This is a genomic window from Citrobacter rodentium NBRC 105723 = DSM 16636 (genome assembly GCF_021278985.1).
GTDB lineage: Bacteria > Pseudomonadota > Gammaproteobacteria > Enterobacterales > Enterobacteriaceae > Citrobacter_A > Citrobacter_A rodentium.
Genome location: NZ_CP082833.1, coordinates 2,196,333 through 2,221,520 on the forward strand (window position 1 = coordinate 2,196,333; position 25,188 = coordinate 2,221,520).

The window sequence follows — 25,188 nt, forward strand, 5'->3', positions numbered from 1 at the left end:
TAAGCCTCGTTAGAATCGTCCCCTTTTTTCAGGTTCCGGCTGTCGCAGCCGGATCGGGAATGACAAAACAATGGCCTGGAGGCTACCTTGTTAAATTCATTTAAACTTTCGCTACAATACATTCTGCCGAAACTATGGCTCACTCGCCTGGCGGGCTGGGGCGCGAGCAAACGAGCAGGATGGCTGACAAAACTGGTTATCGATCTGTTCGTGAAGTACTACAAGGTCGATATGAAGGAGGCGCAGAAGCCGGATACCGCCAGCTACCGCACCTTTAACGATTTCTTTGTTCGTCCGCTGCGCGACGACGTACGCCCGTTGAATACCGACCCGAACGTGCTGGTGATGCCTGCCGACGGCGTTATCAGCCAGTTGGGTAACATTGAAGAAGATAAAATTTTGCAGGCGAAAGGCCATAACTACAGTCTGGAAGCCCTGCTGGCCGGCAACTACCTGATGGCGGATCGGTTCCGCAACGGGTCATTTGTCACCACCTATCTGTCGCCGCGCGATTATCACCGCGTACATATGCCGTGTAACGGCATCCTGCGCGAGATGATCTACGTGCCGGGCGATCTGTTCTCGGTAAACCACCTGACCGCCCGCAACGTGCCGAACCTGTTCGCCCGTAACGAGCGCGTTATCTGCCTTTTCGATACCGAATTTGGCCCTATGGCGCAAATTCTGGTCGGGGCGACTATCGTCGGCAGTATCGAAACCGTCTGGGCTGGCACCATCACCCCGCCGCGTGAAGGCATCATCAAACGCTGGACCTGGCCTGCCGGGGAAAGCGAAGGCTCCGTGGCGCTGCTGAAAGGCCAGGAGATGGGGCGCTTTAAGCTGGGATCGACGGTCATTAACCTGTTTGCGCCAGGGAAAGTGGATCTGGTCGGGTCGCTTGAAAGCCTCTCTGTCACCAAAATCGGTCAGCCGTTGGCGATCGCTACCGAGACCTTCGTGGCCCCGGTGGAGGCTGAGCCCGCGCCGCTGCCTGAAGAAGAAGTCAAAGCCGAACATGACGCCAGCCCGCTGGTAGACGACAAGAAAGACGAAATCTGAAACAGACACACCGTTTTCAGGATGCGCCAGGACGGCCTGAATGGTGAAGTGGAGAGGAACTGCTGCTGTGCGCCTGATAATCACTTTTCTGATGGCCTGGTGCCTCAGCCTGGGGGCGTACGCTGCGACGGCCCCCGACGCCAAACAGCTCACCCAGGAACTGGAGCAGGCGAAAGCGGCGAAACCCGCCCAGCCGGAAGCCGTTGAGGCGCTTCAGGCGGCGCTGAACTCGCTTGAGGAGCGTAAAGGCTCCCTTGAGCGCGCTCAGCAGTACCAGCAGGTCATCGACAATTTCCCCAAAATGTCCGCCTCGCTGCGGGCGCAGCTCGCCAACCTGCACGATGAACCGCGCAGCGTTCCACCGGATTTGTCCACGGATGCGCTGAACCAGGAAATTCTCCAGATCAGCAGCCAGCTGCTGGAGAAAAGTCGTCAGGCCCAGCAGGAACAGGAACGCGCGCGCGAAATCGCCGACTCGCTCAGCCAGCTTCCGCAACAGCAAACCGATGCCCGCCGCCAGCTCAACGAAATTGAACGCCGCATCGGCACGGCAACCGGCAATACGCCTGTCAGCCAGGCGCAAAATTACAGTATGCAGGCCGAATCCGCGCGTCTGAAAGCGCTCGTTGATGAACTTGAGCTGGCGCAACTCTCCGCCAATAACCGCCAGGAACTGGCGCGGATGCGTTCCGAACTGGCGCAAAAGCAAAGTCAGCAGCTTGATGCTTATCTGCAGGCGCTGCGCAATCAGCTGAACAGCCAGCGCCAGCGTGAAGCGGAACGCGCGCTGGAAAGCACCGAACTGCTGGCGGAAAACAGCGCTGACCTGCCGCCGGATATCGTGGCACAGTTCAGGGTCAACCGCGAGCTGTCAGCCGCGCTGAACCAGCAGGCGCAGCGCATGGATCTGGTTGCCTCTCAGCAGCGCCAGGCCGCCAGTCAGACCCAGCAGGTACGTCAGGCGCTGACGACGCTGCGGGAACAGTCGCAGTGGTTAGGCTCGTCGAATCTGCTCGGCGAAGCGCTGCGCGCGCAGGTCGCGCGACTGCCGGAAATGCCAAAGCCGCAGCAGCTTGATACCGAAATGGCGCAACTGCGCGTGCAGCGCCTGCGCTATGAGGATCAGCTCAATAAGCAGCCACAGCTGCGTCAACTGCACCAGACCAACGGGCAGCCGCTCACCGCGGAGCAGAATCGCATCCTGGAGGCCCAGCTACGTACTCAGCGCGAACTGTTGAACTCGCTGCTACAGGGCGGCGACACGCTGATCCTCGAGCTGACCAAGCTGAAAGTCTCCAACAGCCAGCTTGAAGACGCCTTAAAAGAGGTGAACGAAGCGACCCACCGCTACCTGTTCTGGACGTCGGATGTTCGCCCTGTTTCCTTCTCCTGGCCGATTGATATCGTGCAGGATCTGCGTCGCCTTATCTCGCTCGACACCGTCAGCCAGTTAGGCAAAGCCAGCCTGATGATGTTAACCAGCCGGGAAACGCTGTTACCGCTGTTTGGCGCGCTGATTCTGGTGGGCTTTAGCATCTACTCGCGCCGCCACTTTACCCGCTTTCTCGAGCGCTCCGCCGCCAGGGTCGGCAAAGTCACCCAGGATCACTTCTGGCTGACGCTGCGCACCGTCTTCTGGTCGATCCTGGTGGCCTCGCCGCTGCCGGTTTTATGGATGACGCTGGGCTACGGGCTGCGCGAAGCGTGGCCGTATCCGCTGGCGGTGGCGATAGGCGATGGCGTCACCGCAACGGTGCCGCTGCTGTGGGTGGTGATGATCTGCGCGACCTTTGCCCGTCCGAACGGCCTGTTTATCGCTCACTTCGGCTGGCCGCGCGAGCGGGTAACGCGGGCGATGCGCTACTATCTGATGAGCATCGGGCTTATCGTACCGCTGATCATGGCGCTCATCATGTTCGATAATCTGAACGACCGGGAGTTCTCCGGCTCGCTGGGTCGCCTGTGCTTTATTCTGATCTGCGGCGCGCTGGCGCTGGTGACGCTGAGCCTGAAAAAGGCCGGTATCCCGCTCTATCTCGATAAAGAGGGTAGCGGCGACAACATGGTTAACAGCATGCTGTGGAACATGATGATCGGCGCGCCGCTGATAGCGATTCTGGCTGCCGCGGTGGGTTATCTGGCCACCTCGCAGGCGCTGCTGGCGCGGCTGGAAACCTCGGTCGCTATCTGGTTCCTGCTGCTGGTTATCTATCATATTATTCGCCGCTGGATGCTGATTCAGCGCCGGAGGCTGGCCTTCGATCGCGCCAAGCACCGCCGCGCAGAGATGCTGGCGCAACGCGCGCGCGGCGAAGAAGAGCCCGCTCATTCCACCAGCCTCGAAGGCGCCGTCGACATTGATGAAAGCGAAGTCGATCTCGACACCATCAGCACCCAGTCGCTGCGGCTGGTGCGTTCCATCCTGATGCTGATCGCCCTGCTGTCGGTGATCGTGCTGTGGTCAGAAATCCATTCCGCATTCGGCTTCCTGGAAAATATCTCGCTGTGGGACGTTACCTCCACGGTGCAGGGCGTCGAAAGCCTCGAGCCGATCACGCTGGGCGCCGTGCTGATCGCGATCCTGGTGTTTATCATCACCACCCAACTGGTGCGCAACCTTCCCGCGCTGCTGGAGCTGGCGCTGTTGCAGCATCTCGATCTGACGCCAGGCACCGGCTACGCCATTACCACCATAACCAAATATCTGCTGATGCTGATCGGCGGGCTGGTCGGCTTCTCGATGATTGGCATTGAGTGGTCGAAACTGCAATGGCTGGTGGCGGCGCTGGGTGTCGGCCTTGGCTTTGGCTTGCAGGAGATCTTCGCCAACTTTATCTCCGGCCTGATTATCCTGTTTGAAAAGCCGATTCGTATTGGCGATACGGTGACGATCCGCGATCTGACCGGCAGCGTGACAAAGATTAATACCCGAGCGACCACCATCAGCGACTGGGACCGCAAAGAGATTATCGTGCCGAACAAAGCGTTTATCACCGAACAATTTATTAACTGGTCGCTCTCCGACTCGGTAACCCGCGTGGTGCTCACCGTTCCGGCCCCCGCCGACGCCAACAGCGAGGAGGTGACGCAAATCCTCTACACGGCGGCAGAGCGCTGTACGCTGGTGATAGACAACCCGCCGCCGGAGGTCTTCCTGGTCGATTTACAGCAGGGTATTCAGATCTTTGAACTGCGTATCTATGCTGCGGAAATGGGACACCGGATGCCGCTGCGTCATGAAATCCACCAGCTGATTCTGGCGGGCTTCCATGAGCACGGTATTGATATGCCGTTCCCGCCGTTCCAGATGCGTCTGGAAAGCCTGAACGGCAAACAAACGGCGAGAACGCTGACCTCAGCCGGGCGCAGAAGCCGCCCGGCGGGAAGTTTGTAAACGCATGACCCAGGCCTGATAAGCGCAGCGCCATCGGCAATAAATGCTGGATGGCGGCTTCGCCTTATCCGGCCTACAGCGTGCCGCTATTCCATCGCCCATTGCGGCTGTTTCGCCATCCGGCGAATATAGTTCTGATAAATCGCCATCGCCAGCAGCGAGAAGAATACCGGGCCGCCGGTCATCCACAGGGCGCTGTTCCAGTCTCCGACTTCAATGACCGGCTGGATAATCGTAAACACGTTGGCGAACGTCACCACCAGCAGCACCACGCCGGTTGCGACAAGCGTTGAGGCTTTGGTTTTAAACATCACGAACGGCCTTTCCAGAGAGGCTTGCGCCTTAAAGAACGGGAACGCCAGCGCGAGGAACAGGTACGGCAGCGTCATGGAGACGTTCGCCATCAGCGTCAGCTTGTTATAAAAGGCCGAGGCGGTATCGCCGCCAAACGAGACCAGCAGAATAAACAGACTCACCAGCAGGCACTGCATCCACATTGCCGTGGCGGGCATCCCGACGGTATTCAGCTGCGTCACAGGCGCAGGCCACAGCGCTTTCGGCGTCCCCTGAATGATCGCCTTCAGCGGCGAATAGCTCAGCGTAAAGAACGCGCCGGTATAGGCAAGGAACATCGACAAACCGGTAACGCGCGCAAACCAGACGCCCAGCGTCGTCGTCGCATCCGGAGACAGGTGTAGCGCATTGCCCAGCGTCATGCCGAGACTGTTCATCAGGATGTAGGTAATATTACCGAGGTTAACGGCGCTGTTACTGAGCACCTGCTGCCAGTTGGCGCTCACGCCCCATAAAAATATCGCCAGCGAATAGCCGACAGAAATAACAAGCGCGGCAAAAACGATCCCTTTGGCAAAGTTCTTTTCCGGCTTTTCGGTTTTATCGACCAGACCGCCGACCGCTTCAATGCCGCCATAGGCGAAAATAGCAAATACCACAAAAGACAACATTGCCAGACCGGACTGATAACCGGTATTCGGCGAGGTAGTGAAATTAATTTCCTGTGCAAAATGCCCACCGTTTAATAACAAAATGGCGACACTTACGATCAGTAAAACTAAATTAAGACACATCACCGCAATACCGCCCACCGCCGTAATACGGGCGATTTTATTAATGCCCCGGGCGGCAACGCCGGTGACCACAATCATCCACGCCACGGCGAGCAGCCCGACAACCTGCGTCGGCTCAAGGCCGCCAATGCGCCAGTGCTGGGTCATATCAGCGCCAAAGACAAAGGTGGAAAACGGAACCCAGACCTTTGCCGCAGTGCTGACCATCCAGATCACATACGACGAGAACCACATGAAAGTGCCGATAAACGCATAGCGCGGACCAACGCTCTTGTTCATCCATGAATAGATCCCGCCCTCTTCTTTACGGTAAGCGGAACCCATTTCAGCCATCATTAATGCAAATGGAATAAAGAATAATAAGGCGGAAAAGATATACCACGGTATTGCGCTATAACCCATTAAATAAAAAGCAGAAGGACTATTAGCGAAACCAAAAACGGACGTAAATATCATCAGGATGAGGCCCATCAGGCTCATCTTTTTTATTGTCTGGGTCATTTAACCCTCCCCCACTTCGGGCGCGCGCTACGCGCTGCGCTCACTGAATCGCGCCGTTCACAATTAAGTGAACAGCAAATATGAAATCAACACAGGATTGATACCTGAATGATATCAAATATCCAGAACTAAAATGTGGCCATTGAAGGGAAAATGAAAGCATATGCTACAAAGTGGCGAAATATACGCCACTTTATTCTATAGAGAAGGCTTAAGCGCGATCGACGGTAAACGCGATCACTTCCGCGAGGCTTTCCGCACCCAGCGCCAGCATGACAAGGCGATCGACGCCCAGCGCCACGCCGGAGCAGTCCGGCATCCCCACTTTGAGCGCTTCCAGCAGATTGTGATCGATCGGCTGCTGCGGTAAGCCACGCGCGGCGCGCTTACGGTTATCCTGCTCAAAGCGCTGCTGCTGCTCGCGCGCGTCCGTCAGCTCATGGAAGCCATTTGCCAGCTCAATGCCTTTAAAATAGACCTCGAAACGCTCCGCCACGCGGTGATCTTCGGTGCTGATTTGCGCCAGCGACGCCTGGCTAGCCGGGAAGTGGTAGACAAACGCGGGCTTCTCTTTACCGATGTGCGGCTCCACGCCCATCGTGAACAGCAGTTGCAGCAGGGTATCGCGATCCTCTTCGGTATCGGCAATATTGCTTAAGTCCAGCTTCGCCGCAGCTTCGCGCAGCTGCGTCTTATCCGCTGAGAGCGGGTCGATCTCCAGATGGCGCTGAAACGCCTGCTGATAAGAGAGGCTTTCCGCCGCCGGGCATTCCAGCACCTGCTGCAGCAGATCGTCCACCTCATTCATCAGCCGGTACATGTCGTAATGGGGACGATACCATTCGAGCATGGTGAATTCCGGGTTGTGATGACGGCCCATCTCTTCATTGCGGAAGCTGCGACACAGCTGGAAAACCGGACCGCAGCCCGCCGCCAGCAGACGTTTCATATGGTATTCCGGGCTGGTCATTAACCACAGGCTCATCCCCTGAGAATGACCGGGGCCGACGAAACGCGTTTCGAACGGCACCAGATGTATATCGGTCACCGTCGCCTGGCTCATGCAGGGCGTCTCAACCTCCAGCACTCCGCGATCGGCAAAGAAACGGCGTATTTCCGCCATGATTGCCGCTCGTTTTAACAGGTTAGGTATGGACGCGCTCGGCTGCCAGGTTGCCGTTTCGCTCATGGTTCTTTCTCCAGTTTCAGACAAGGGCACGAAGTCTACTCGTAACGCGCCGACGAAACAAATTTTGCGCAGCCATAATAAAACAGGGCCAACAGGTTAAAAAATCGCAAAACGATGGTTTAGTAATTAAATTAATCGAATTCAGTGATAATTCGCCCCTGTGACGCGCTAAAAAAATCGAACACGTCAAATTTCGCACACATCGCAATGACTATACTGTCGTACCTATAAAGGAGCAGTGGAAACGCATTCACGAAACGAATGATTTAGGTCTTTATCTGAAATCGCAGGGTCGTGAAATTACAATAATCTGGAGGAATGTCGTGCAAACCTTTCAAGCCGATCTTGCCATTATAGGCGCCGGTGGCGCGGGATTACGTGCTGCAATTGCTGCCGCACAGGCGAATCCCAATGCAAAAATAGCACTGATCTCAAAAGTGTACCCAATGCGCAGCCATACTGTTGCTGCTGAAGGGGGCTCAGCCGCTGTCGCCCAGGATCATGACAGCTTCGACTACCACTTTCACGATACGGTAGCGGGCGGAGACTGGCTGTGTGAACAGGACGTCGTGGACTACTTTGTCCATCACTGTCCGACTGAAATGACGCAACTGGAACAATGGGGTTGCCCCTGGAGTCGTCGTCCGGACGGCAGCGTAAACGTCCGTCGCTTCGGCGGGATGAAAATTGAGCGTACCTGGTTTGCCGCGGATAAAACCGGCTTCCATATGCTGCACACTCTGTTCCAGACCTCCCTGCAGTTCCCACAAATCCAACGCTTTGACGAACACTTTGTTCTGGATATTCTCGTCGATGAGGGCCATGCCCGCGGCCTGGTAGCGATGAACATGATGGAAGGCACGCTGGTGCAGATCCGCGCCAACGCGGTAGTGATGGCGACGGGCGGCGCAGGCCGCGTGTACCGCTATAACACCAACGGCGGCATCGTTACCGGCGACGGGATGGGCATGGCGCTGAGCCACGGCGTTCCGCTGCGTGATATGGAGTTCGTGCAGTATCACCCGACCGGCCTGCCGGGATCCGGTATTCTGATGACCGAAGGTTGCCGTGGTGAAGGCGGTATCCTGGTCAACAAAAATGGCTACCGTTATCTGCAGGATTACGGCATGGGTCCGGAAACCCCGCTGGGCGAGCCGAAAAACAAATATATGGAACTGGGCCCGCGCGACAAAGTGTCTCAGGCTTTCTGGCACGAATGGCGTAAAGGCAACACCATTTCCACGCCGCGCGGCGATGTGGTTCATCTCGACCTGCGCCATTTGGGCGAGAAGAAACTGCTCGAACGCCTGCCGTTTATCTGTGAACTGGCGAAAGCTTACGTGGGCGTCGATCCGGTGAAAGAGCCGATTCCGGTTCGCCCGACCGCGCACTACACCATGGGTGGTATCGAAACCGATCAGCGCTGCGAAACCCGCATTCAGGGTCTGTTTGCCGTTGGCGAATGTTCTTCCGTGGGTCTGCACGGCGCTAACCGTCTGGGCTCCAACTCGCTGGCTGAACTGGTGGTCTTTGGCCGCATGGCGGGCGAGCAGGCGATGGAACGTGCCGCTACCGCTGGCGCCGCGAATGACGCCGCGCTGGAAGCGCAGGCCGCTGACGTTGAAAAACGCCTGAAAGATCTGGTTAACCAGGAGGGTAACGAGAACTGGGCGAAGATCCGCGACGAAATGGGTCTCTCAATGGAAGAAGGCTGCGGCATCTACCGTACGCCGGAACTCATGCAGAAAACCATTGATAAACTGGCCGAACTGCAGGAACGCTTCAAACGCGTCCGTATCACCGACAACTCCAGCGTCTTTAACACCGACCTGCTCTACACCATCGAGCTGGGCCACGGTCTGAACGTCGCGGAATGTATGGCGCACTCCGCGCTGGCGCGTAAAGAATCACGCGGCGCTCACCAGCGTCTGGATGAAGGTTGCACCGAGCGTGACGACGTCAACTTCCTCAAACATACTCTCGCCTTCCGCGACGCTGATGGCACGACTCGCCTCGACTATAGCGACGTGAAAATCACCACGCTGCCGCCGGCAAAACGCGTTTACGGTGCGGAAGCGGAAGCAGCCGATAAGAAGGAGAAGGCGTAATGGCTGAGATGAAAAACCTGAAAGTTGAGGTGGTGCGCTACAACCCGGAAACCGATACCGCGCCGCACAGTGCTTTCTACGAAGTGCCGTATGACGAAACCACGTCGCTGCTGGATGCGTTGGGCTATATCAAAGATAACCTGGCGCCGGACCTGAGCTACCGCTGGTCCTGCCGTATGGCGATTTGCGGCTCCTGCGGCATGATGGTCAACAACGTACCGAAACTGGCTTGCAAAACCTTCCTGCGCGACTACACCAGCGGCATGAAAGTTGAAGCGCTGGCGAACTTCCCGATCGAACGCGATCTGGTGGTCGACATGACGCACTTTATTGAAAGCCTGGAAGCCATCAAGCCGTACATTATCGGCAATCCGCGCACGCCGGATCAGGGTCCGAACGTCCAGACCCCGGCGCAAATGGCGAAGTATCACCAGTTCTCTGGTTGCATCAACTGTGGTCTGTGCTATGCCGCCTGCCCGCAGTTCGGCCTGAACCCTGAGTTCATCGGACCGGCTGCGATTACGCTGGCGCATCGTTACAACGAAGACAGCCGCGACCACGGTAAGAAGGAGCGTATGGCGCAGTTGAACAGTCAGAACGGCGTATGGAGCTGTACTTTTGTGGGCTACTGCTCCGAAGTCTGTCCGAAACACGTCGATCCGGCCGCCGCCATTCAGCAGGGTAAAGTGGAAAGTTCGAAAGACTTTCTTATCGCTACCCTGAAACCACGCTAAGGAGTGCAACATGACGACTAAACGCAAACCCTATGTGCGGCCGATGACGTCCACCTGGTGGAAAAAACTGCCGTTTTATCGCTTCTACATGCTGCGCGAAGGCACTGCCGTTCCGGCTGTGTGGTTCAGCATTGAGCTGATTTTCGGCCTGTTCGCGCTCAAACACGGCGCTGAATCCTGGGCAGGCTTCGTCGGCTTCCTGCAAAACCCGGTGGTGGTGATCCTTAACCTGATCGCCCTGGCGGCAGCGCTGCTGCACACCAAAACCTGGTTTGAACTGGCGCCGAAAGCAGCCAACGTCATCGTAAAAGATGAAAAAATGGGGCCGGAGCCGATCATCAAAGGTCTCTGGGTGGTTACTGTCGTGGTAACCGTAGTCATACTGTTTGTTGCCCTGTTCTGGTAAGGAGTCCGGGATGATTAATCCAAACCCAAAACGTTCTGACGAACCGGTATTCTGGGGTCTGTTTGGCGCAGGCGGTATGTGGAGCGCGATTATCGCGCCGGTGATGGTACTGCTGGTCGGTATTCTGCTGCCGCTGGGCCTGTTCCCGGGCGACGCGCTCAGCTACGAACGCGTGCTGGCGTTTGCGCAGAGCTTCATTGGCCGTGCGTTCCTGTTCCTGATGATCGTGCTGCCGCTGTGGTGTGGCTTACACCGTATGCACCATGCGATGCATGACCTGAAAATTCACGTGCCGGCCGGCAAGTGGGTGTTCTACGGACTGGCGGCCATCCTGACCGTCGTAACCGCTATCGGCATTCTGACTCTCTAAGCTCCCCCGCCCTCTTGTCGGCCAGATAAGAGGGCGATTTTTTCTCCCCCCTGCCGCTATTTTCCCGTCAGGTTCTACACTTAAGTAAAAAATCGCTTAAGGAAGACCTATGCGCCTGTTCCCTGTCGTTGCCGCCGTGGCCGCGGCTTTTCTGGTCGTCTCCTGCAGTAACCCGACGCCGCCGCCAGGCGTTACCGTAGTCAATCATTTTGATACAAAACGCTATCTCGGCACCTGGTATGAGATCGCGCGTTTCGATCATCGTTTTGAACGCGGTCTCGATAAAGTGACGGCGACCTACAGCCTGCGCGACGATGGCGGTCTTAACGTCGTCAATAAAGGCTATAACCCGGAGAGAGGTCGCTGGCAACAAACGGAAGGAAAAGCGTATTTTACCGGCGATCCCAGCCGGGCAGCGCTGAAAGTCTCTTTCTTTGGCCCGTTCTACGGCGGGTATAACATCATCGCGCTCGACAGGGAGTACCGTCATGCGCTGGTCTGCGGCCCGGATCGCGACTACCTGTGGATACTCTCCCGCACGCCCGCCATTTCAGAAGAAATGAAACAGCAGATGCTGGCCGTCGCGACCCGGCAAGGGTTTGATGTCAGTAAACTGATCTGGGTTAAAGCCGGGCGCTTAGTGGGTGCTCAGCTTCAGGCCGATAATCCCGACGACGATTAACGCCAGGCTTGCCAGACGCATCGGGTTAGCGGATTCACCCAGCAAGATAATGCCGGTGATGGCCGCCCCTACGGCACCAATGCCCGTCCATACCGCGTAGGCGGTGCCAACGGGCAGCGTTTTCATCGCCCATGCCAGAAGCGCCATACTGACAATCATCGCGGCAATAGTGATAACGCTCGGCGTCAGGCGGCTAAAACCGTGGGTATATTTCAGACCTATTGCCCAAACCACTTCCAGCAGGCCGGCAATAAACAAGACTATCCAGGACATATCAGCTCCGAAAAATTGGGGCCGTCCCCGGTGAAAGACGCGTTTGCAGGTCGTCCTGCAAAGCGGAGGGTAGAAAAACCATTCTTGCCCGGGCGACAGCAAATTTCAACTTTTTTCTTTTTTTGGCCTGAAAGCCCGAATTAACCCCATTTCGACGCGCATTTTGCGCATTCAGCACTCATCGGACTTCTCTATGATGGAACGCTTTCTGACGTCAGAAAGTCAGTTGCCATACCTCTTAAAGCGAAAACGTTATGTTGAAAATATTAGTGATTGACCGCTGCCACTTTACCCGCACCGGGATTGAGGCGTGGCTTAATCATTCTGAACGCTTTACTGCTTCGTTTGTGGTTTCCGGGCTCAACAATCTGCTGCTGGTTAAAGAGCATATTCAGCAATGGAAGCCTCACCTGGTGATCGCGGATCTCTATGGCTTTCTCAACGATGCGTTATCCCTGCAGCACATTACGCCGTTCTTGCTCGCCTGCGGCAGTAGCCCGCTGATTTTGCTGGAGTCCGGCGGCCTCACTGCGCCACTGCGCCATCCGGTCCGCGCGGCGTTAACAAAGCAAATCCCTCTCCATGAGCTGGCGGATAATATTCACACTGCGCTGCTGTCCGCTTCGGTCAAAGAAGCGCCCGACAATGCTTCGCCGCTGCTGACGCCACAGGAAGAGAAAGTGCTTACGATGTGGATGGAGGGGGCGAGTAATAATGCGATTGCCTGTGCGCTCAGCATTCACGGCAAGACGGTATATACCTATAAACGCAATATCCGTATGAAGTTACATATGGGTAATCGCTTTTCCCCGTTCCTTGCGCTTCCTGAGCTGAAAAATTAACGGCACGACAGGACTGTCGTACCGTTGATGCGGTTACTGCTGCGCTCTTGTCGCTGCGCCCGAAAGGGCATCGCCACCGTCAGAAATATCCTGACCCACGCCGCGCGTTGTATTACATGCGGTTAATACGGAGGAAAGTACTAACACAGAAAAGATCGCTGCAATTGTTTTCTTAACCATAACGTCTTCCTTTTCTAGCCAATGTTATTTGTGTATAGCTTTTTAAGGATAGACAACTTCCCGAAAAATGACGGGAAAGAGAGGAATTTTAAGACGATGGGAAAAAATTAGCTGGCGGCGCGGGAGATAGCATTGCCGAGATGCCTGACATCTTCACCGAAACCACGCGCGGTGTTACAGCCCGACAGCAACGCCGTGACGAGAAAAAGCAGAGTGGCAAAACCAAGAAGACGTTTCATTATTCCTGCCCTGGAGAAACGGTGGTGCAGCGAAAGGGCTGCACCAGAATCACTGATTGCTACATCATTCAGGATAACGTGGCTTATTTCACGCGGGAAACGTATTCGCCGGAACGAGTATCCACTTTGATTACCTCGCCGATCTGAACGAACAGCGGCACTTTAACCACTGCGCCAGTGGACAGGGTTGCGGGTTTACCGCCAGTACCTGCGGTATCGCCTTTCAGACCCGGATCGGTATCAACGATTTCCAGCTCAACGAAGTTCGGCGGCGTAACGGAGATCGGCTGACCGTTCCACAGGGTCACGATGCACTCAGCCTGGTCCAACAGCCATTTAGCGTTGTCGCCAATCGCTTTCGCGTCTGCGGACAGCTGCTCAAAGGTTTCGTTGTTCATGAAGTGCCAGAACTCACCGTCGTTGTACAGGTAAGTCAGGTTCATATCGACAACGTCTGCGCCTTCCGCGGAATCAGTAGACTTGAAGGTTTTTTCTACGCGGGTGCCGGTCAGCAGGCGGCGCAGCTTAACGCGCGCGAAAGCCTGACCTTTACCTGGTTTAACGAATTCGCTGGATTCAACGGCATAAGGTTCGCCATCCAACATGATTTTAAGACCAGCGCGAAAATCGTTGCTATAGTACGTTGCCATAAGGCCCTCTGAAAATTGTTAACTGGTAGCTAAGCCACAAAATGGCGCATATTGTAACCCTAAATACCCCATCCAGAGAAGATTGGTTATCGCAACTTGCCGATGTTGTGACCGATCCTGATGAACTCCTGCGTCTTTTGCAGTTAGACACAGATGAAAATCTGCTGGCCGGACGCGACGCCCGACGCCTGTTCGCCCTGCGCGTACCGCGCGCGTTTATTGCGCGTATGGAGAAGGGTAACCCGGACGATCCGCTTTTACGACAGGTACTTACCTCGCAGCAGGAGTTTATCGCCGCCCCCGGCTTTTCCACCGACCCGCTGGAAGAACAGCACAGCGTGGTGCCTGGCCTGCTGCATAAATACCGCAACCGGGCGCTGCTGCTGGTGAAAGGCGGCTGCGCGGTAAATTGTCGCTATTGCTTCCGCCGTCACTTCCCGTATACGGAAAATCAGGGCAATAAGCGAAACTGGCAGGCCGCGCTGGACTATATCAACGCGCATCCTGAGCTGGATGAGATCATTTTCTCGGGCGGCGACCCGCTGATGGCGAAGGATCATGAGCTGGAGTGGTTGCTTACCCGTCTGGAAGACATCGGGCACGTAAAGCGCCTGCGCATCCACAGCCGCCTGCCCGTGGTAATTCCGGCGCGGATCACCGGGGAGCTGGCGGCCCGGTTCGCACGGTCGTCGCTGCAAATCCTGTTGGTCAACCACATTAACCACGCCAACGAGATCGACGGCGATTTCCGCGAGGCGATGGCGAAACTGCGCGCGGCTGGCGTCACCCTGCTCAATCAGAGCGTGCTGCTGCGCGGCGTGAATGACAACGCCCGGACGCTTGCCGACCTCAGCAACGCCTTGTTTGACGCAGGCGTAATGCCCTATTACCTGCACGTACTGGATAAAGTGCAGGGAGCGGCCCATTTCATGGTCACCGACGACGAAGCACGGCAGATTATGCGCGAACTGTTAACGCTGATTTCAGGGTATATGGTGCCAAAACTGGCGCGGGAAATTGGCGGCGAGCCAAGTAAGACCCCGATCGATTTACAGCTACGTCAGCACTAACCGCAAGCAGGTGTCCGGATTCGGACACCTTTCTCAAAATATCCGTTTTCTGACCACATATTATGTTATTTTAATGGAACCTTTCGCATTATATATTTAAAAAACATATATATAGCTCACAACTAATAATTAAATCAATAATTGGTTAGGGAGAACCTTTATGGCTATCAGTATCAAAAGCGTTAATACGGGCGTTATTCGTAAAGCGAATGAATTTCTTGCGCTGGCGTTGAAAATAAAAGAACCACGCAATAAAGAATCGCTGTTTTTTCTCCCGGTGCTGGAGTTGAGAGATCTGCTGATCGCCTTTGAAAGCAAATTAGATGAAAAGCATAAACTTAATGATAGCGAACGGCAGCAGTATGAAAAAGCGCGCGATAAAGCCAGTAAGAAAATGCTGGAAAATATTCCCGCAATTGTAGAAGAAGAGCTGCGCAATGCAGATATTACCCGCCGCGTCACTTCCGTCACCTTAAACAGCGCAGCGGAGGGTCATTTAACCTTCGGTTTGACCCTTCATGACGGCAGTTCCTGCGAACTGCTGGTGAACGAATTGCAGATTGATACGATGGCCAGGGCGATGGTTCGCGCAGTAGAAAATGCGGGGATGCGTGAGCTGGCGCTGCGTATTACCTCGCTGCTGGATTTCTTACCGTTATACGATGCGGACTGCACAGGCGCCGAACGTCTGGAGTATGACGCCTATACCCAGCCAGAGTGGAAGCATTTGCTTTTTACCCATCATCTCGCTTTTATTTATCGTTTTACGGACGATGCCGGAGAAGCGCAGTTCAGCGGCACGGTGGTCAAAACCCGCGTGCCGTCGAACAGCAAAGAGGCGGAAGCGATTTCTCATCGGCTGCCCAACTTTAGTCCACGGCTGAAGAAACTGGCAGGGAAACCGTGTCAGGTATTTATCAGGACGCTAACCACCGGGACGGCGGAAAAGCTGACCCAGGAGCAGTGCCTGCACGCTTTACACCATTTACGCGTTCAGTCAGTGAGTCAGACACAGAACGCCTGATAGCGTGACGGCGGCAAACGAAGTCATCCCCGGGAGCATAGAAACCGCTATGTGACCGGGGTTGCACTGTTTACTGGCCGGATAAGACGCGCAGCGTCGCCATCCGGCAACAAACGTGAATTACTCAGGACACTTATAAACCTGACCGACCATCTTGCTGGCGGTTGGAACGAAGCTCGATAACATGCCCTGTGATGGGCTGCTTACGCCGTAGAGCACGTTGCCGCCCATTGCCGCAGCCTGGTTACGCAGATCGTTTGCCGCGCCGCGCATAGAACCGCCTTCTTCGCCATGCTGCCCGGAAAGCCAGTTGCTCTGCGTACCGGTCGCGGTGCCAATCAACTGACATTCAGCGCCGGGTTTATCTTCCACAAAGCGGATGCTTTGACCGGCGGCACTCAGTTCGTTACTGGAGCTACAACCCGCCATCAGTAGCGCGGCACCAACGATCCCTGCTAAATATTTCACGTGCATGTTATTCCCCATAATCAATGAGCTGGACCCTGTGTCCGTAGTTGAATCTTATACTAGAAAGAGGTCCAAAAGAAAAACCCCCGCGCATTTCTGCCCGGGGGTTTCTCATTTTTCGCGATAGGTTCGCTAAGTGTATTTAACCGAATAATTCACGCCGCCAACATGCGGCGTGAATTATGAAGATTAAATGTCGGGTAGCAGCAGCGCATTACTGCGCCGCCGCCCCCTAAGAACCGTACGAGCGAGTTTCCCCGCATACGGCTCAAGCCTTAATAAGTTCAACCGACGGGTTGAACCGGCTGCGCGTCTTTTCCTCATTCACGTGCCACTGGATGTGACAGCCGGGATGCAGCATTACCAGATTCTCAAGCTCGTCACCGCCGCCCAGATGCTTCTGGTGCTTATGGTGAACATGCCAGCCTGTATCCATTGTGATTAACTGGTTACAGAGCGGGCAGCGTTTCTCCTGCCTGAGCCAAAGCGCCAGTAATTTCTTCCTGCCCTGCATGGTTTCCTTCCAGCGACGCTCAAGGCGCTGCTCGAAGTACAGTTCCCATTCAGGCAGATAAGGGTTAGCTTCCGCCTTTATCTTGGTATGCCGTTTAATGACGGTCTCTTTCAGATATACCAGCATCGCCGGTTTCTCTTCTTTCTCCCGCCATTGAAACGTCCAGTGCCGGTTGCCCACCGCGTGAAAGTATTTCTCTTTCACCCAGCGTTTATGGCGGTTTTTATGCCGCCTGCAACACCAGCGCCAGAGCAGCTTCCAGACACGGTAGTCCACATAGCTGAATGTTTCCTTCGCTACCACATGCCGATGATAGTTCGCCCAGCCCCGTAATACTGGGTTGAGCTGTCGTATCAACCAGCCCTGCGACTGCGTCGGATGACGTTTCACGATGTCCCTCACCTTCGCCAGAAACGTTCGCAGGTTCTTACGGGAAGGCTTTATCAGCATTTTCCCGCGATACTTGCGCACGTTCTGACCAAGGAAGTCAAAACCCTGCTCAATGTGCGTTATCACCGTTTTCTCCGGCGATAATTGCAGCCCCCGTTCCGCCATAAAGGCCTCAACGAGAGGTTTAACTTCATTCTCCAGCAACTCTTGTGAGATACCGGTGATGATAAAGTCGTCTGCATAACGCACATAGTTGACCTTGGTCTTGTAGCTGGCTTTGGTATTCTTCACCCCAAATCGGGATTCAAGTACCGCTTCCAGTCCGTCAAGCGCCATGTTGGCCAGTACCGGCGAGATGATGCCGCCCTGAGGCGTTCCCGCGCCGGTTGCATGGTAATGACCAGACTTCATGTAACCTGCCTTCAGCCATTTACCCAGCACCTGCTTATCCATCGGGATATGCGCCAGTAACCAGTCATGACTGATGTTATCGAAACACCCTTTGATATCGCCCTCCAGCACCCACTGCGCCGAGTTGCCCCGGCTGAGCGCCACAAAGCACTGTTCAATAGCATCCGCCGTTGAACGCATCGGACGAAAACCATAACTGTTGCGGTCGGCTGTGGTTTCCGACACGGGTTCCAGCGCCAGCAGATATAACGCCTGCATGGCCCTGTCCCTCATGGTCGGTATCCCGAGCGGACGCAGCTTGCCGTTCGACTTCGGGATATACACCCGCCGCAGCGGTTTAGGGTGATATCCGGTTCTCTTCATATCGAAGATGGCCTCCCATTTGGTTTTCGGGGTACTCCATAACTTTCCATCCACTCCGGGGGTATCCTTGCCCCGGTTTTCCGTGACTCGCCTGACCGCTAATGCCTTAGCCGCCAGCGAACGGGTCAGCATTCGTTGCAGCGCTTTTACGCGCCGCCACTCCTGCCGTTGCGCTGCCTTCGCAATGCGTACCTGTAGCTTTCTCACCGCTTCTGAGGTTTTACGCCAGTTTATGGCGTGCCACCTTTCCGGGCGGGAAGATGCAGATACCGCCTGCGATTCAACTCGCGTTTCGGTATTCACCTTGCTATCCTCCTGAATGCTCGTGCAGAGCACCCTGAGGACGGACGTGGATTCCCCCGAGGGAGAAATCACGTTTCGCCCCTCGGGGTTTTACATTCAATAAGCTTTACAAGCCTTATTACGATTTAAGACCAGCTGGAAGTCTGCCCCGTTTCCGGTGAAGCCCTGTTTCATGCCTCTATCCCCACCATTACAGCGCGGCGTTTGCTTTCTCCAGCCTCCTTTACCCGCATATCCAACAGTTCGCCTTGCGACTCCCCTGCCTCAGTGAGGCGAATATACGGGCTTACCGAGTTCCGTACAGATGACACGTATCGGTTAGGTTCTGCCTATCCACCGGTGGCGCTCATATCAGCGTATCCCCAGATGTAAGAGGGATAACCTGGCCACCCACCTTTTGGTCAGAGCGTATCAACGACTTACGCTCAATGCGGCTGACGGTGTTTAACAGCAGTTCACATACGTTAACCTTACGATACAGCCTGGCCTCTCATGGTCATGTCGTTAGACCAATCCAGATGGCGTCCTCGCGGATACCAGCCGCCGCTTGCGCGGGAGTACGTTGTCAGGAAGCTTCGCACCTCACCGTTACCAGTGACGCACTATCCTTAGGCTACCGTTGGCTGAACAACGGGTTCTTCTTCGCTGTTTCTGCTCAGAAAAGCGACAGAACAATCACCCGTACAGCTTGCGCTGCATTCCTCTTGTGAAGATCGTGAGCAAAACGATCCCGTCCTGTTCATGAAACCATGAAAGGATGAAGTGATGATGTATGGCAAACCGCGCCATAATCTTTAAGGATGTAACGTCGATTTTGGCGTCGCCGACGTCTGCCCTGATGGGCACTCCGCGCAGAGTAAACTACTGCGGATAACTGAGTGAAAGTAATGGGCGCGTTACTGCTCATTGACTTAAAGGTAACCCAAACTTCGGGGGCGTATTCCACCGTCGAAACGGCTCCACCTTCTGCTACGCTAAAGGGTTTTGGGAGCGGGGACAAGCCCCGCTCACCAAGGGCGCGCAAGATAACTGTTAGAGATAATTCTCTGTTTATTCAGTTACTTACGCAGAGGAATGCGACTCTCGTCGCACTACATCATGCCGCCCATACCACCCATGCCGCCCATACCACCAGCAGCACCTAAGTCAGGCGCATCGCCTTTCGGCAGGTCGGTCACCATGCACTCGGTGGTGATCATCAGGCCAGCCACAGAAGCCGCGTACTGCAGTGCAGAACGGGTTACTTTGGTCGGGTCCAGGATACCCATGTCGATCATGTTGCCGTATTCTTCGGTCGCCGCATTGTAACCGTAGTTGCCGTCGCCGCCTTTCACGGTGTTCGCCACAACAGACGGTTCTTCGCCGCAGTTCAGCACGATCTGACGCAGCGGCGCTTCCATCGCGCGCAGCGCGACTTTGATACCCACGTTCTGATCTTCGTTCTGACCTTTCAGATCGGCAATCTTCGATGCTGCGCGAATCAGCGCAACGCCGCCGCCGGCAACCACGCCTTCTTCCACCGCCGCACGGGTCGCGTGCAGGGCGTCTTCAACGCGTGCTTTTTTCTCTTTCATTTCAACTTCGGTAGCTGCGCCAACTTTGATTACCGCAACGCCGCCTGCCAGTTTCGCTACGCGCTCCTGCAATTTTTCACGATCGTAGTCGGAAGTGGCTTCTTCGATCTGCTGACGAATCTGAGTCACACGACCCTGAATTGCCGCTTCTTCGCCCACGCCATCGATGATGGTAGTGGTGTCTTTGTTGATCACCACGCGTTTCGCCTGACCCAGATCTTCCAGGGTCGCTTTTTCCAGCTCCATACCGATCTCTTCAGAGATAACGGTACCGGCGGTCAGGGTAGCGATATCCTGCAGCATGGCTTTACGACGATCGCCGAAGCCCGGCGCTTTAACCGCAGCCACTTTCACGATGCCGCGCATGGTGTTAACCACCAGCGTCGCCAGCGCTTCGCCTTCCACGTCTTCAGCGATGATCAGCAGCGGTTTGCCTGCTTTCGCAACGGCTTCCAGAACCGGCAGCATTTCGCGGATGTTGGAGATTTTCTTGTCAGCCAGCAGGATGTACGGGCTTTCCAGTTCTACAGCGCCAGTTTCCGGCTTGTTGATGAAGTACGGAGACAGGTAGCCGCGGTCGAACTGCATACCTTCAACCACGTCCAGTTCGTCCTGCAGACCGGTGCCGTCTTCAACGGTGATCACGCCTTCTTTACCGACTTTATCCATCGCTTCAGCGATCAGTTTACCTACGGTTTCGTCGGAGTTAGCGGAGATGGTGCCTACCTGAGCAATCGCTTTCGAGTCAGAGCACGGTACGGACAGCGCTTTCAGTTCTTCAACCGCAGCAGTAACCGCTTTATCGATACCACGTTTCAGATCCATCGGGTTCATGCCCGCAGCAACGGCTTTCAGACCTTCAGTGATGATCGCCTGAGCCAGTACGGTTGCGGTGGTGGTGCCGTCGCCTGCCGCATCGTTTGCTTTAGAGGCAACTTCTTTCACCATCTGCGCGCCCATGTTCTCGAACTTGTCTTCCAGTTCGATTTCACGCGCTACGGAAACGCCATCTTTGGTGATGGTCGGTGCGCCGAAGGATTTGTCCAGCACTACGTTACGGCCTTTCGGACCGAGGGTTACTTTTACTGCATCTGCCAGTACGTTAACGCCACGCAGCATTTTCACACGAGCGTCGTTACCGAATTTTACGTCTTTAGCTGCCATTTTCTCTTTCCCTTAAATTCGTATGTTCAGTGTCGTTCGCGGATTACGCTTCAACAATTGCCAGAATGTCACTTTCAGACATGATCAACACTTCTTCATTGTCGATCTTCTCAGATTTCACGCCGTAGCCATCGTTGAAAATCACGATGTCGCCGACTTTCACGTCCAGCGGTTGCACGGTGCCGTTATCCAGGATGCGACCCTTACCGACAGCGATGATCTCGCCACGAGTTGATTTACCCGCTGCAGAACCGGTAAGAACGATGCCGCCAGCTGATTTGGATTCAACTTCTTTACGCTTGACGATCACACGATCATGTAACGGACGAATACTCATTGATAGCTCTCCTTTGAGAAGGTCTTTATCATCTATGGGTGACGCCGGTCCCATACAGGTTCGCCGGCTAGTGACCAGAGAGATGGGGATCGGTTTTTCCCCCTTCAAGGGGTAACGTGAAAAAAAATTGCGTTCAGCAAAAAATCCTGCAAAAACACGACTTACCTCACATTTCTCGTCTATTTTCCCGCCACCGTCATAAGCAAATCTGATTGTGTTAACATCAAAAACCTGCGCAGTGGCCTGGAAACAGGCGCAACCGGATAACATCTCATGAGTGGACTAAAGCAAGAGCTGGGACTGGCTCAGGGCATCGGCCTGTTGTCGACATCATTATTAGGCACCGGCGTATTTGCCGTCCCCGCTCTCGCCGCGCTGGTGGCGGGCAATAACAGCCTGTGGGCCTGGCCGGTTCTGATTGTTTTAGTGTTCCCCATCGCCATCGTCTTTGCCCTGCTGGGCCGCCATTATCCCAGCGCGGGCGGCGTCGCCCATTTCGTCGGCATGGCGTTTGGTTCTCATCTGGAACGGGTGACCGGCTGGCTGTTTTTATCGGTGATCCCGGTGGGCCTTCCCGCCGCCCTGCACATCGCCGCCGGTTTTGCGCAGGCGATGTTCGGCTGGCACGGCTGGCAGCTGCTGCTGGCGGAACTCGGCACGCTGGCGCTGGTGTGGTTTGTCGGTTCGCGCGGCGCCAGCTCCAGCGCCAATCTGCAAACGGCGATCGCGCTGTTAATCATCACGCTGATCGTCGCTATCTGGTGGGCAGGCGACCTGAAGCCTGCGGAGATCCCCTTCCCTGCGCCTGCTGATATTGACGCGTCCGGGCTGTTCTCTGCGCTGTCGGTGATGTTCTGGTGCTTTGTCGGTCTGGAAGCGTTCGCCCATCTCGCCTCTGAATTTAAAAACCCGGAGCGCGACTTCCCGCGCGCGCTGATGATTGGTCTGCTGCTGGCGGGCTCCGTTTACTGGGCCTGTACCGTGGCGGTGCTGCGCTTTGACGCCTGGGGCGAAACCATCGCGGCGGCGGCGTCGTTGCCGAATATCGTGGTACGGCTGTTTGGCGTCCAGGCGCTGTGGGTGGCCTGCGCGATCGGCTATCTGGCCTGCTTCGCCAGCCTCAACATTTATATACAGAGCTTTGCCCGTCTCGTATGGTCGCAGGCGCAATACCGACCCGATCATTATCTGGCCCGGCTTTCTTCACGCCATATTCCACGTAATGCGCTGAACGCCGTGCTGGGCTGCTGCGTGGCGAGCACGCTGGCGATTTACGCGCTGGAGATCAATCTTGATGCGCTTATCGTCTACGCCAACGGCATCTTTATTATGATCTACCTGCTGTGCATGCTGGCGGGATGCCGCCTGTTGCAAGGGCGCTATCGCGCGCTGGCGGCGCTCGGCGGCCTGTTGTGTCTGCTGTTGTTACTGATGGTCGGCTGGAAGAGCCTGTATGCGCTGATTATGCTGGCGGGACTGTGGCTGTTTTTACCGCGCAGGCCGGAGTGCCATCCGTCAAAGAATACCTAGTTGCCCGGTGGGGCTTACCGGGCCTGTACGGCTGCTCAGTAATCAGTCGCGACGATCGTCCTTATGTTCGATTCGCTCGCGCTCTTCATCTTTACGCTGAAACTCGCCGTCGAAGGTTTCCCCGCCGCCGGTTCCGGCATGAAAACCGCCGCCCGGCATCCGGGAGAAGCGCAGATGCGGCAGCAGTTTCATCGTCAGGTGCTTCTGCACCGGCGGTAATAAAAGAAGAAGGCCGAGGAAATCGGTGAAAAAGCCGGGCAACAGCAGTAGCAGACCCGCAATAATCAGCGACACACTCTTAATCATCTCGGCTGCCGGGCTTTCACCTGCCGCCATTTTCTGCTGCATCAATAAAAAGTTCTTAAATCCCTGGTTGCGCACCAGCGACATGCCGATCACCGAAGTGAAAATCACCAGGATCAGCGTCATCAGCACGCCGAGGACGTGGGCGACCTGAATAAAAATAGAAATCTCAATATAAACATAGAGAAAGACAGCAAGTAACGGTATCCAGCGCAAGGGTTTCTCCTGTGGCAGACCGCCGTTTTACCCACGTCGGCCCAAAATTAGTGGCGAATCGCATTAACTCTTTGTGGGGATGGTTCGCAAAATTTCAAGCTGTTTGTACACTTATTTTTAGAGTTAATCCTAAAGCGGTGACCCATTTCACAAAATAATAATTATGAGGTATTTTCTGCCGTTTAAAGTGATCCAGGTTACGGCACAATTCCTGAAGCAGAATATGATCTCGTACAGCAGACCGATGGAGGGGATAATCGTCGGTCAGGAAACAATCGAAACCACATATGTTCTGTGGATTTAGTGCATTCATTGGCAGCTTTAAAAAAGAAGGTTCACATGTTAAACAACATTCGTATCGAAGAAGATCTGTTGGGTACCAGGGAAGTTCCAGCTGAAGCCTACTATGGTGTTCACACTCTGAGAGCGATTGAAAACTTCTACATTAGCAACAGCAAAATCAGCGATATCCCTGAGTTTGTGCGCGGAATGGTCATGGTCAAGAAGGCCGCAGCGCTGGCAAATAAAGAGTTGCAGACCATTCCTAAGAGTGTGGCGAATGCCATCATTGCCGCATGTGATGAAGTCCTGAATAACGGCAAATGCATGGACCAGTTCCCGGTAGACGTTTACCAGGGCGGTGCAGGCACCTCCGTCAACATGAACACTAACGAAGTGCTGGCCAATATCGGGCTGGAGCTGATGGGTCACCAGAAAGGTGAATATCAGTACCTGAACCCGAACGACCACGTGAACAAATGTCAGTCTACCAACGACGCCTACCCAACCGGTTTCCGCATCGCGGTTTACGCCTCCATCGTTAAACTGATCGACGCTATCAACCAGCTGCGTGAAGGCTTCGAACGTAAAGCTGTCGAGTTCCAGGACATCCTGAAAATGGGCCGTACCCAGTTGCAGGATGCCGTTCCGATGACGCTGGGTCAGGAGTTCCGCGCATTCAGCGTCCTGCTGAAAGAAGAAGTGAAAAATATCGAGCGTACCGCTGAGCTGCTGCTGGAAGTTAACCTCGGCGCAACAGCTATCGGTACTGGCCTGAACACCCCGAAAGAGTACTCCCCGCTGGCCGTACAAAAACTGGCGGAAGTCACCGGCTTCGCCTGCGTACCGGCAGAAGACCTGATTGAAGCGACCTCCGACTGCGGCGCTTACGTCATGGTTCACAGCGCGCTGAAGCGCCTGGCGGTGAAGATGTCCAAAATCTGTAACGACCTGCGTCTGCTCTCCTCTGGTCCACGCGCCGGCCTGAACGAGATCAACCTGCCGGAACTGCAGGCGGGCTCATCTATCATGCCAGCGAAAGTGAACCCGGTCGTGCCGGAAGTGGTTAACCAGGTGTGCTTCAAAGTTATCGGCAACGACACCACCGTCACGATGGCCGCTGAAGCAGGCCAGCTGCAGCTGAACGTGATGGAGCCAGTGATTGGTCAGGCAATGTTTGAATCCATTCATATCCTGAGCAACGCCTGCTACAACCTGCTGGAAAAATGCGTTAACGGTATCACCGCTAACAAAGAAGTGTGCGAAGGGTACGTCTTTAACTCTATCGGCATCGTCACCTACCTCAACCCGTTCATCGGCCATCACAACGGCGACATCGTCGGTAAGATCTGCGCCGAAACCGGTAAGAGCGTACGTGAAGTGGTGCTGGAGCGCGGCCTGTTGACGGAAGCAGAGCTTGACGATATTTTCTCCGCACAAAACCTGATGCACCCGGCTTATAAAGCAAAACGTTATACTGATGAAAGCGAACAGTAATCGTACAGGGTAGTACCAAAAAGGGCACGT

The 25,188-nt window shown here is 55.1% G+C and carries 23 protein-coding genes; 12 read left to right on the plus strand and 11 right to left on the minus strand.

What is annotated here, in order from left to right; genetic code table 11:
• Positions 1-87: 87 nt before the first annotated feature.
• Together asd and mscM are read left to right on the plus strand one after the other, a co-directional pair.
• Positions 88-1,059 (plus strand): archaetidylserine decarboxylase, encoded by a 972-nt coding sequence (gene asd / locus K7R23_RS10405; protein WP_012907313.1) that lies wholly within the window; start codon positions 88-90, stop codon positions 1,057-1,059.
• A 67-nt stretch (positions 1,060-1,126) separates the two neighbouring features.
• The gene (gene mscM, locus K7R23_RS10410; RefSeq protein WP_024132883.1) at positions 1,127-4,453 is read left to right on the plus strand and encodes a miniconductance mechanosensitive channel MscM; all 3,327 of its coding nucleotides are present in this window, start codon (positions 1,127-1,129) and stop codon (positions 4,451-4,453) included.
• Between the two features lie 86 nt (positions 4,454-4,539).
• Here the strand turns inward: mscM and yjeM are convergent, their stop codons facing one another.
• Positions 4,540-6,042, minus strand: a complete 1,503-nt coding sequence (yjeM, locus tag K7R23_RS10415) for a glutamate/gamma-aminobutyrate family transporter YjeM (RefSeq protein WP_012907311.1) — start codon at positions 6,040-6,042, stop codon at positions 4,540-4,542.
• Between the two features lie 211 nt (positions 6,043-6,253).
• Entirely contained in the window at positions 6,254-7,231 is a 978-nt protein-coding gene (gene epmA / locus K7R23_RS10420; protein WP_012907310.1) for an elongation factor P--(R)-beta-lysine ligase, read from the minus strand.
• 323 nt (positions 7,232-7,554) lie between these two features.
• Between epmA and frdA the strand changes: the two genes are divergently transcribed.
• The 5 genes from frdA (at position 7,555) to K7R23_RS10445 (ending at position 11,531) form a co-directional block, all read left to right on the plus strand.
• Positions 7,555-9,339 carry a fumarate reductase (quinol) flavoprotein subunit gene (gene frdA / locus K7R23_RS10425; protein WP_012907309.1) on the plus strand — a complete coding sequence of 595 codons (1,785 nt, stop codon included), beginning with the start codon at positions 7,555-7,557 and terminating at the stop codon, positions 9,337-9,339.
• Complete coding sequence (frdB, locus tag K7R23_RS10430; protein ID WP_012907308.1) at positions 9,339-10,073, plus strand: fumarate reductase iron-sulfur protein; 735 nt, start codon at positions 9,339-9,341, stop codon at positions 10,071-10,073. The genes frdA and frdB overlap by 1 nt, the downstream gene beginning before the upstream one ends.
• 10 nt (positions 10,074-10,083) lie before the next feature.
• Entirely contained in the window at positions 10,084-10,479 is a 396-nt protein-coding gene (gene frdC, locus K7R23_RS10435) for a fumarate reductase subunit FrdC (protein WP_012907307.1), read from the plus strand.
• Positions 10,480-10,489: 10 nt separating this feature from the next.
• Positions 10,490-10,849 (plus strand): fumarate reductase subunit FrdD, encoded by a 360-nt coding sequence (gene frdD, locus K7R23_RS10440; RefSeq protein WP_024132882.1) that lies wholly within the window; start codon positions 10,490-10,492, stop codon positions 10,847-10,849.
• 109 nt (positions 10,850-10,958) lie between these two features.
• On the plus strand, positions 10,959-11,531 hold the full coding sequence (locus K7R23_RS10445) for a lipocalin family protein (protein ID WP_012907305.1): 573 nt from the start codon (positions 10,959-10,961) through the stop codon (positions 11,529-11,531).
• Here K7R23_RS10445 and sugE read toward each other — a convergent pair.
• Entirely contained in the window at positions 11,487-11,804 is a 318-nt protein-coding gene (gene sugE / locus K7R23_RS10450) for a quaternary ammonium compound efflux SMR transporter SugE (RefSeq protein ID WP_012907304.1), read from the minus strand. The genes K7R23_RS10445 and sugE overlap by 45 nt on opposite strands.
• 254 nt (positions 11,805-12,058) lie before the next feature.
• Here sugE and K7R23_RS10455 point away from each other — a divergent pair, with 254 nt between their 5' ends.
• Positions 12,059-12,646 carry a helix-turn-helix transcriptional regulator gene (locus tag K7R23_RS10455; RefSeq protein WP_012907303.1) on the plus strand — a complete coding sequence of 196 codons (588 nt, stop codon included), beginning with the start codon at positions 12,059-12,061 and terminating at the stop codon, positions 12,644-12,646.
• A 33-nt stretch (positions 12,647-12,679) separates the two neighbouring features.
• On the opposite strand, the gene ecnB is transcribed toward K7R23_RS10455, so the two are convergent.
• The 3 genes from ecnB to efp all read right to left on the minus strand — a co-directional run bounded on the left by ecnB (position 12,680) and on the right by efp (position 13,715).
• Positions 12,680-12,826: a lipoprotein toxin entericidin B gene (gene ecnB / locus K7R23_RS10460; protein WP_024132881.1), complete on the minus strand. Its 147-nt coding sequence runs from the start codon at positions 12,824-12,826 to the stop codon at positions 12,680-12,682.
• A 107-nt stretch (positions 12,827-12,933) separates the two neighbouring features.
• Positions 12,934-13,068, minus strand: coding sequence for an entericidin A/B family lipoprotein (locus K7R23_RS10465; protein ID WP_024132880.1), 135 nt, complete (start codon positions 13,066-13,068; stop codon positions 12,934-12,936).
• Positions 13,069-13,148: 80 nt separating this feature from the next.
• Entirely contained in the window at positions 13,149-13,715 is a 567-nt protein-coding gene (gene efp / locus K7R23_RS10470) for an elongation factor P (RefSeq protein ID WP_012907302.1), read from the minus strand.
• A 41-nt stretch (positions 13,716-13,756) separates the two neighbouring features.
• Between efp and epmB the strand changes: the two genes are divergently transcribed.
• Entirely contained in the window at positions 13,757-14,785 is a 1,029-nt protein-coding gene (gene epmB, locus K7R23_RS10475; RefSeq protein WP_012907301.1) for an EF-P beta-lysylation protein EpmB, read from the plus strand.
• Between the two features lie 160 nt (positions 14,786-14,945).
• Positions 14,946-15,809 (plus strand): YjeJ family protein, encoded by an 864-nt coding sequence (yjeJ, locus tag K7R23_RS10480; RefSeq protein WP_012907300.1) that lies wholly within the window; start codon positions 14,946-14,948, stop codon positions 15,807-15,809.
• 120 nt (positions 15,810-15,929) lie between these two features.
• On the opposite strand, the gene K7R23_RS10485 is transcribed toward yjeJ, so the two are convergent.
• From K7R23_RS10485 to K7R23_RS10500, 4 genes are all read right to left on the minus strand, one after another.
• Complete coding sequence (locus K7R23_RS10485; RefSeq protein WP_024132879.1) at positions 15,930-16,283, minus strand: DUF4156 domain-containing protein; 354 nt, start codon at positions 16,281-16,283, stop codon at positions 15,930-15,932.
• Positions 16,284-16,545: 262 nt separating this feature from the next.
• On the minus strand, positions 16,546-18,258 hold the full coding sequence (gene ltrA / locus K7R23_RS10490; RefSeq protein WP_024132878.1) for a group II intron reverse transcriptase/maturase: 1,713 nt from the start codon (positions 18,256-18,258) through the stop codon (positions 16,546-16,548).
• 1,091 nt (positions 18,259-19,349) lie between these two features.
• Positions 19,350-20,996, minus strand: coding sequence for a chaperonin GroEL (gene groL / locus K7R23_RS10495; protein ID WP_012907297.1), 1,647 nt, complete (start codon positions 20,994-20,996; stop codon positions 19,350-19,352).
• 43 nt (positions 20,997-21,039) lie between these two features.
• On the minus strand, positions 21,040-21,333 hold the full coding sequence (locus K7R23_RS10500; RefSeq protein WP_000027827.1) for a co-chaperone GroES: 294 nt from the start codon (positions 21,331-21,333) through the stop codon (positions 21,040-21,042).
• 273 nt (positions 21,334-21,606) lie between these two features.
• Here K7R23_RS10500 and yjeH point away from each other — a divergent pair, with 273 nt between their 5' ends.
• Positions 21,607-22,863, plus strand: coding sequence for an L-methionine/branched-chain amino acid transporter (gene yjeH, locus K7R23_RS10505; RefSeq protein WP_012907296.1), 1,257 nt, complete (start codon positions 21,607-21,609; stop codon positions 22,861-22,863).
• A 42-nt stretch (positions 22,864-22,905) separates the two neighbouring features.
• Here the strand turns inward: yjeH and K7R23_RS10510 are convergent, their stop codons facing one another.
• A complete protein-coding gene (locus K7R23_RS10510; protein ID WP_012907295.1) occupies positions 22,906-23,382 on the minus strand; it encodes an FxsA family protein in 477 nt (158 codons plus the stop codon).
• A 339-nt stretch (positions 23,383-23,721) separates the two neighbouring features.
• On the opposite strand from K7R23_RS10510, the gene aspA reads away from it, so the two are divergent.
• Positions 23,722-25,158: an aspartate ammonia-lyase gene (gene aspA / locus K7R23_RS10515; RefSeq protein ID WP_012907294.1), complete on the plus strand. Its 1,437-nt coding sequence runs from the start codon at positions 23,722-23,724 to the stop codon at positions 25,156-25,158.
• Positions 25,159-25,188: the final 30 nt, after the last annotated feature.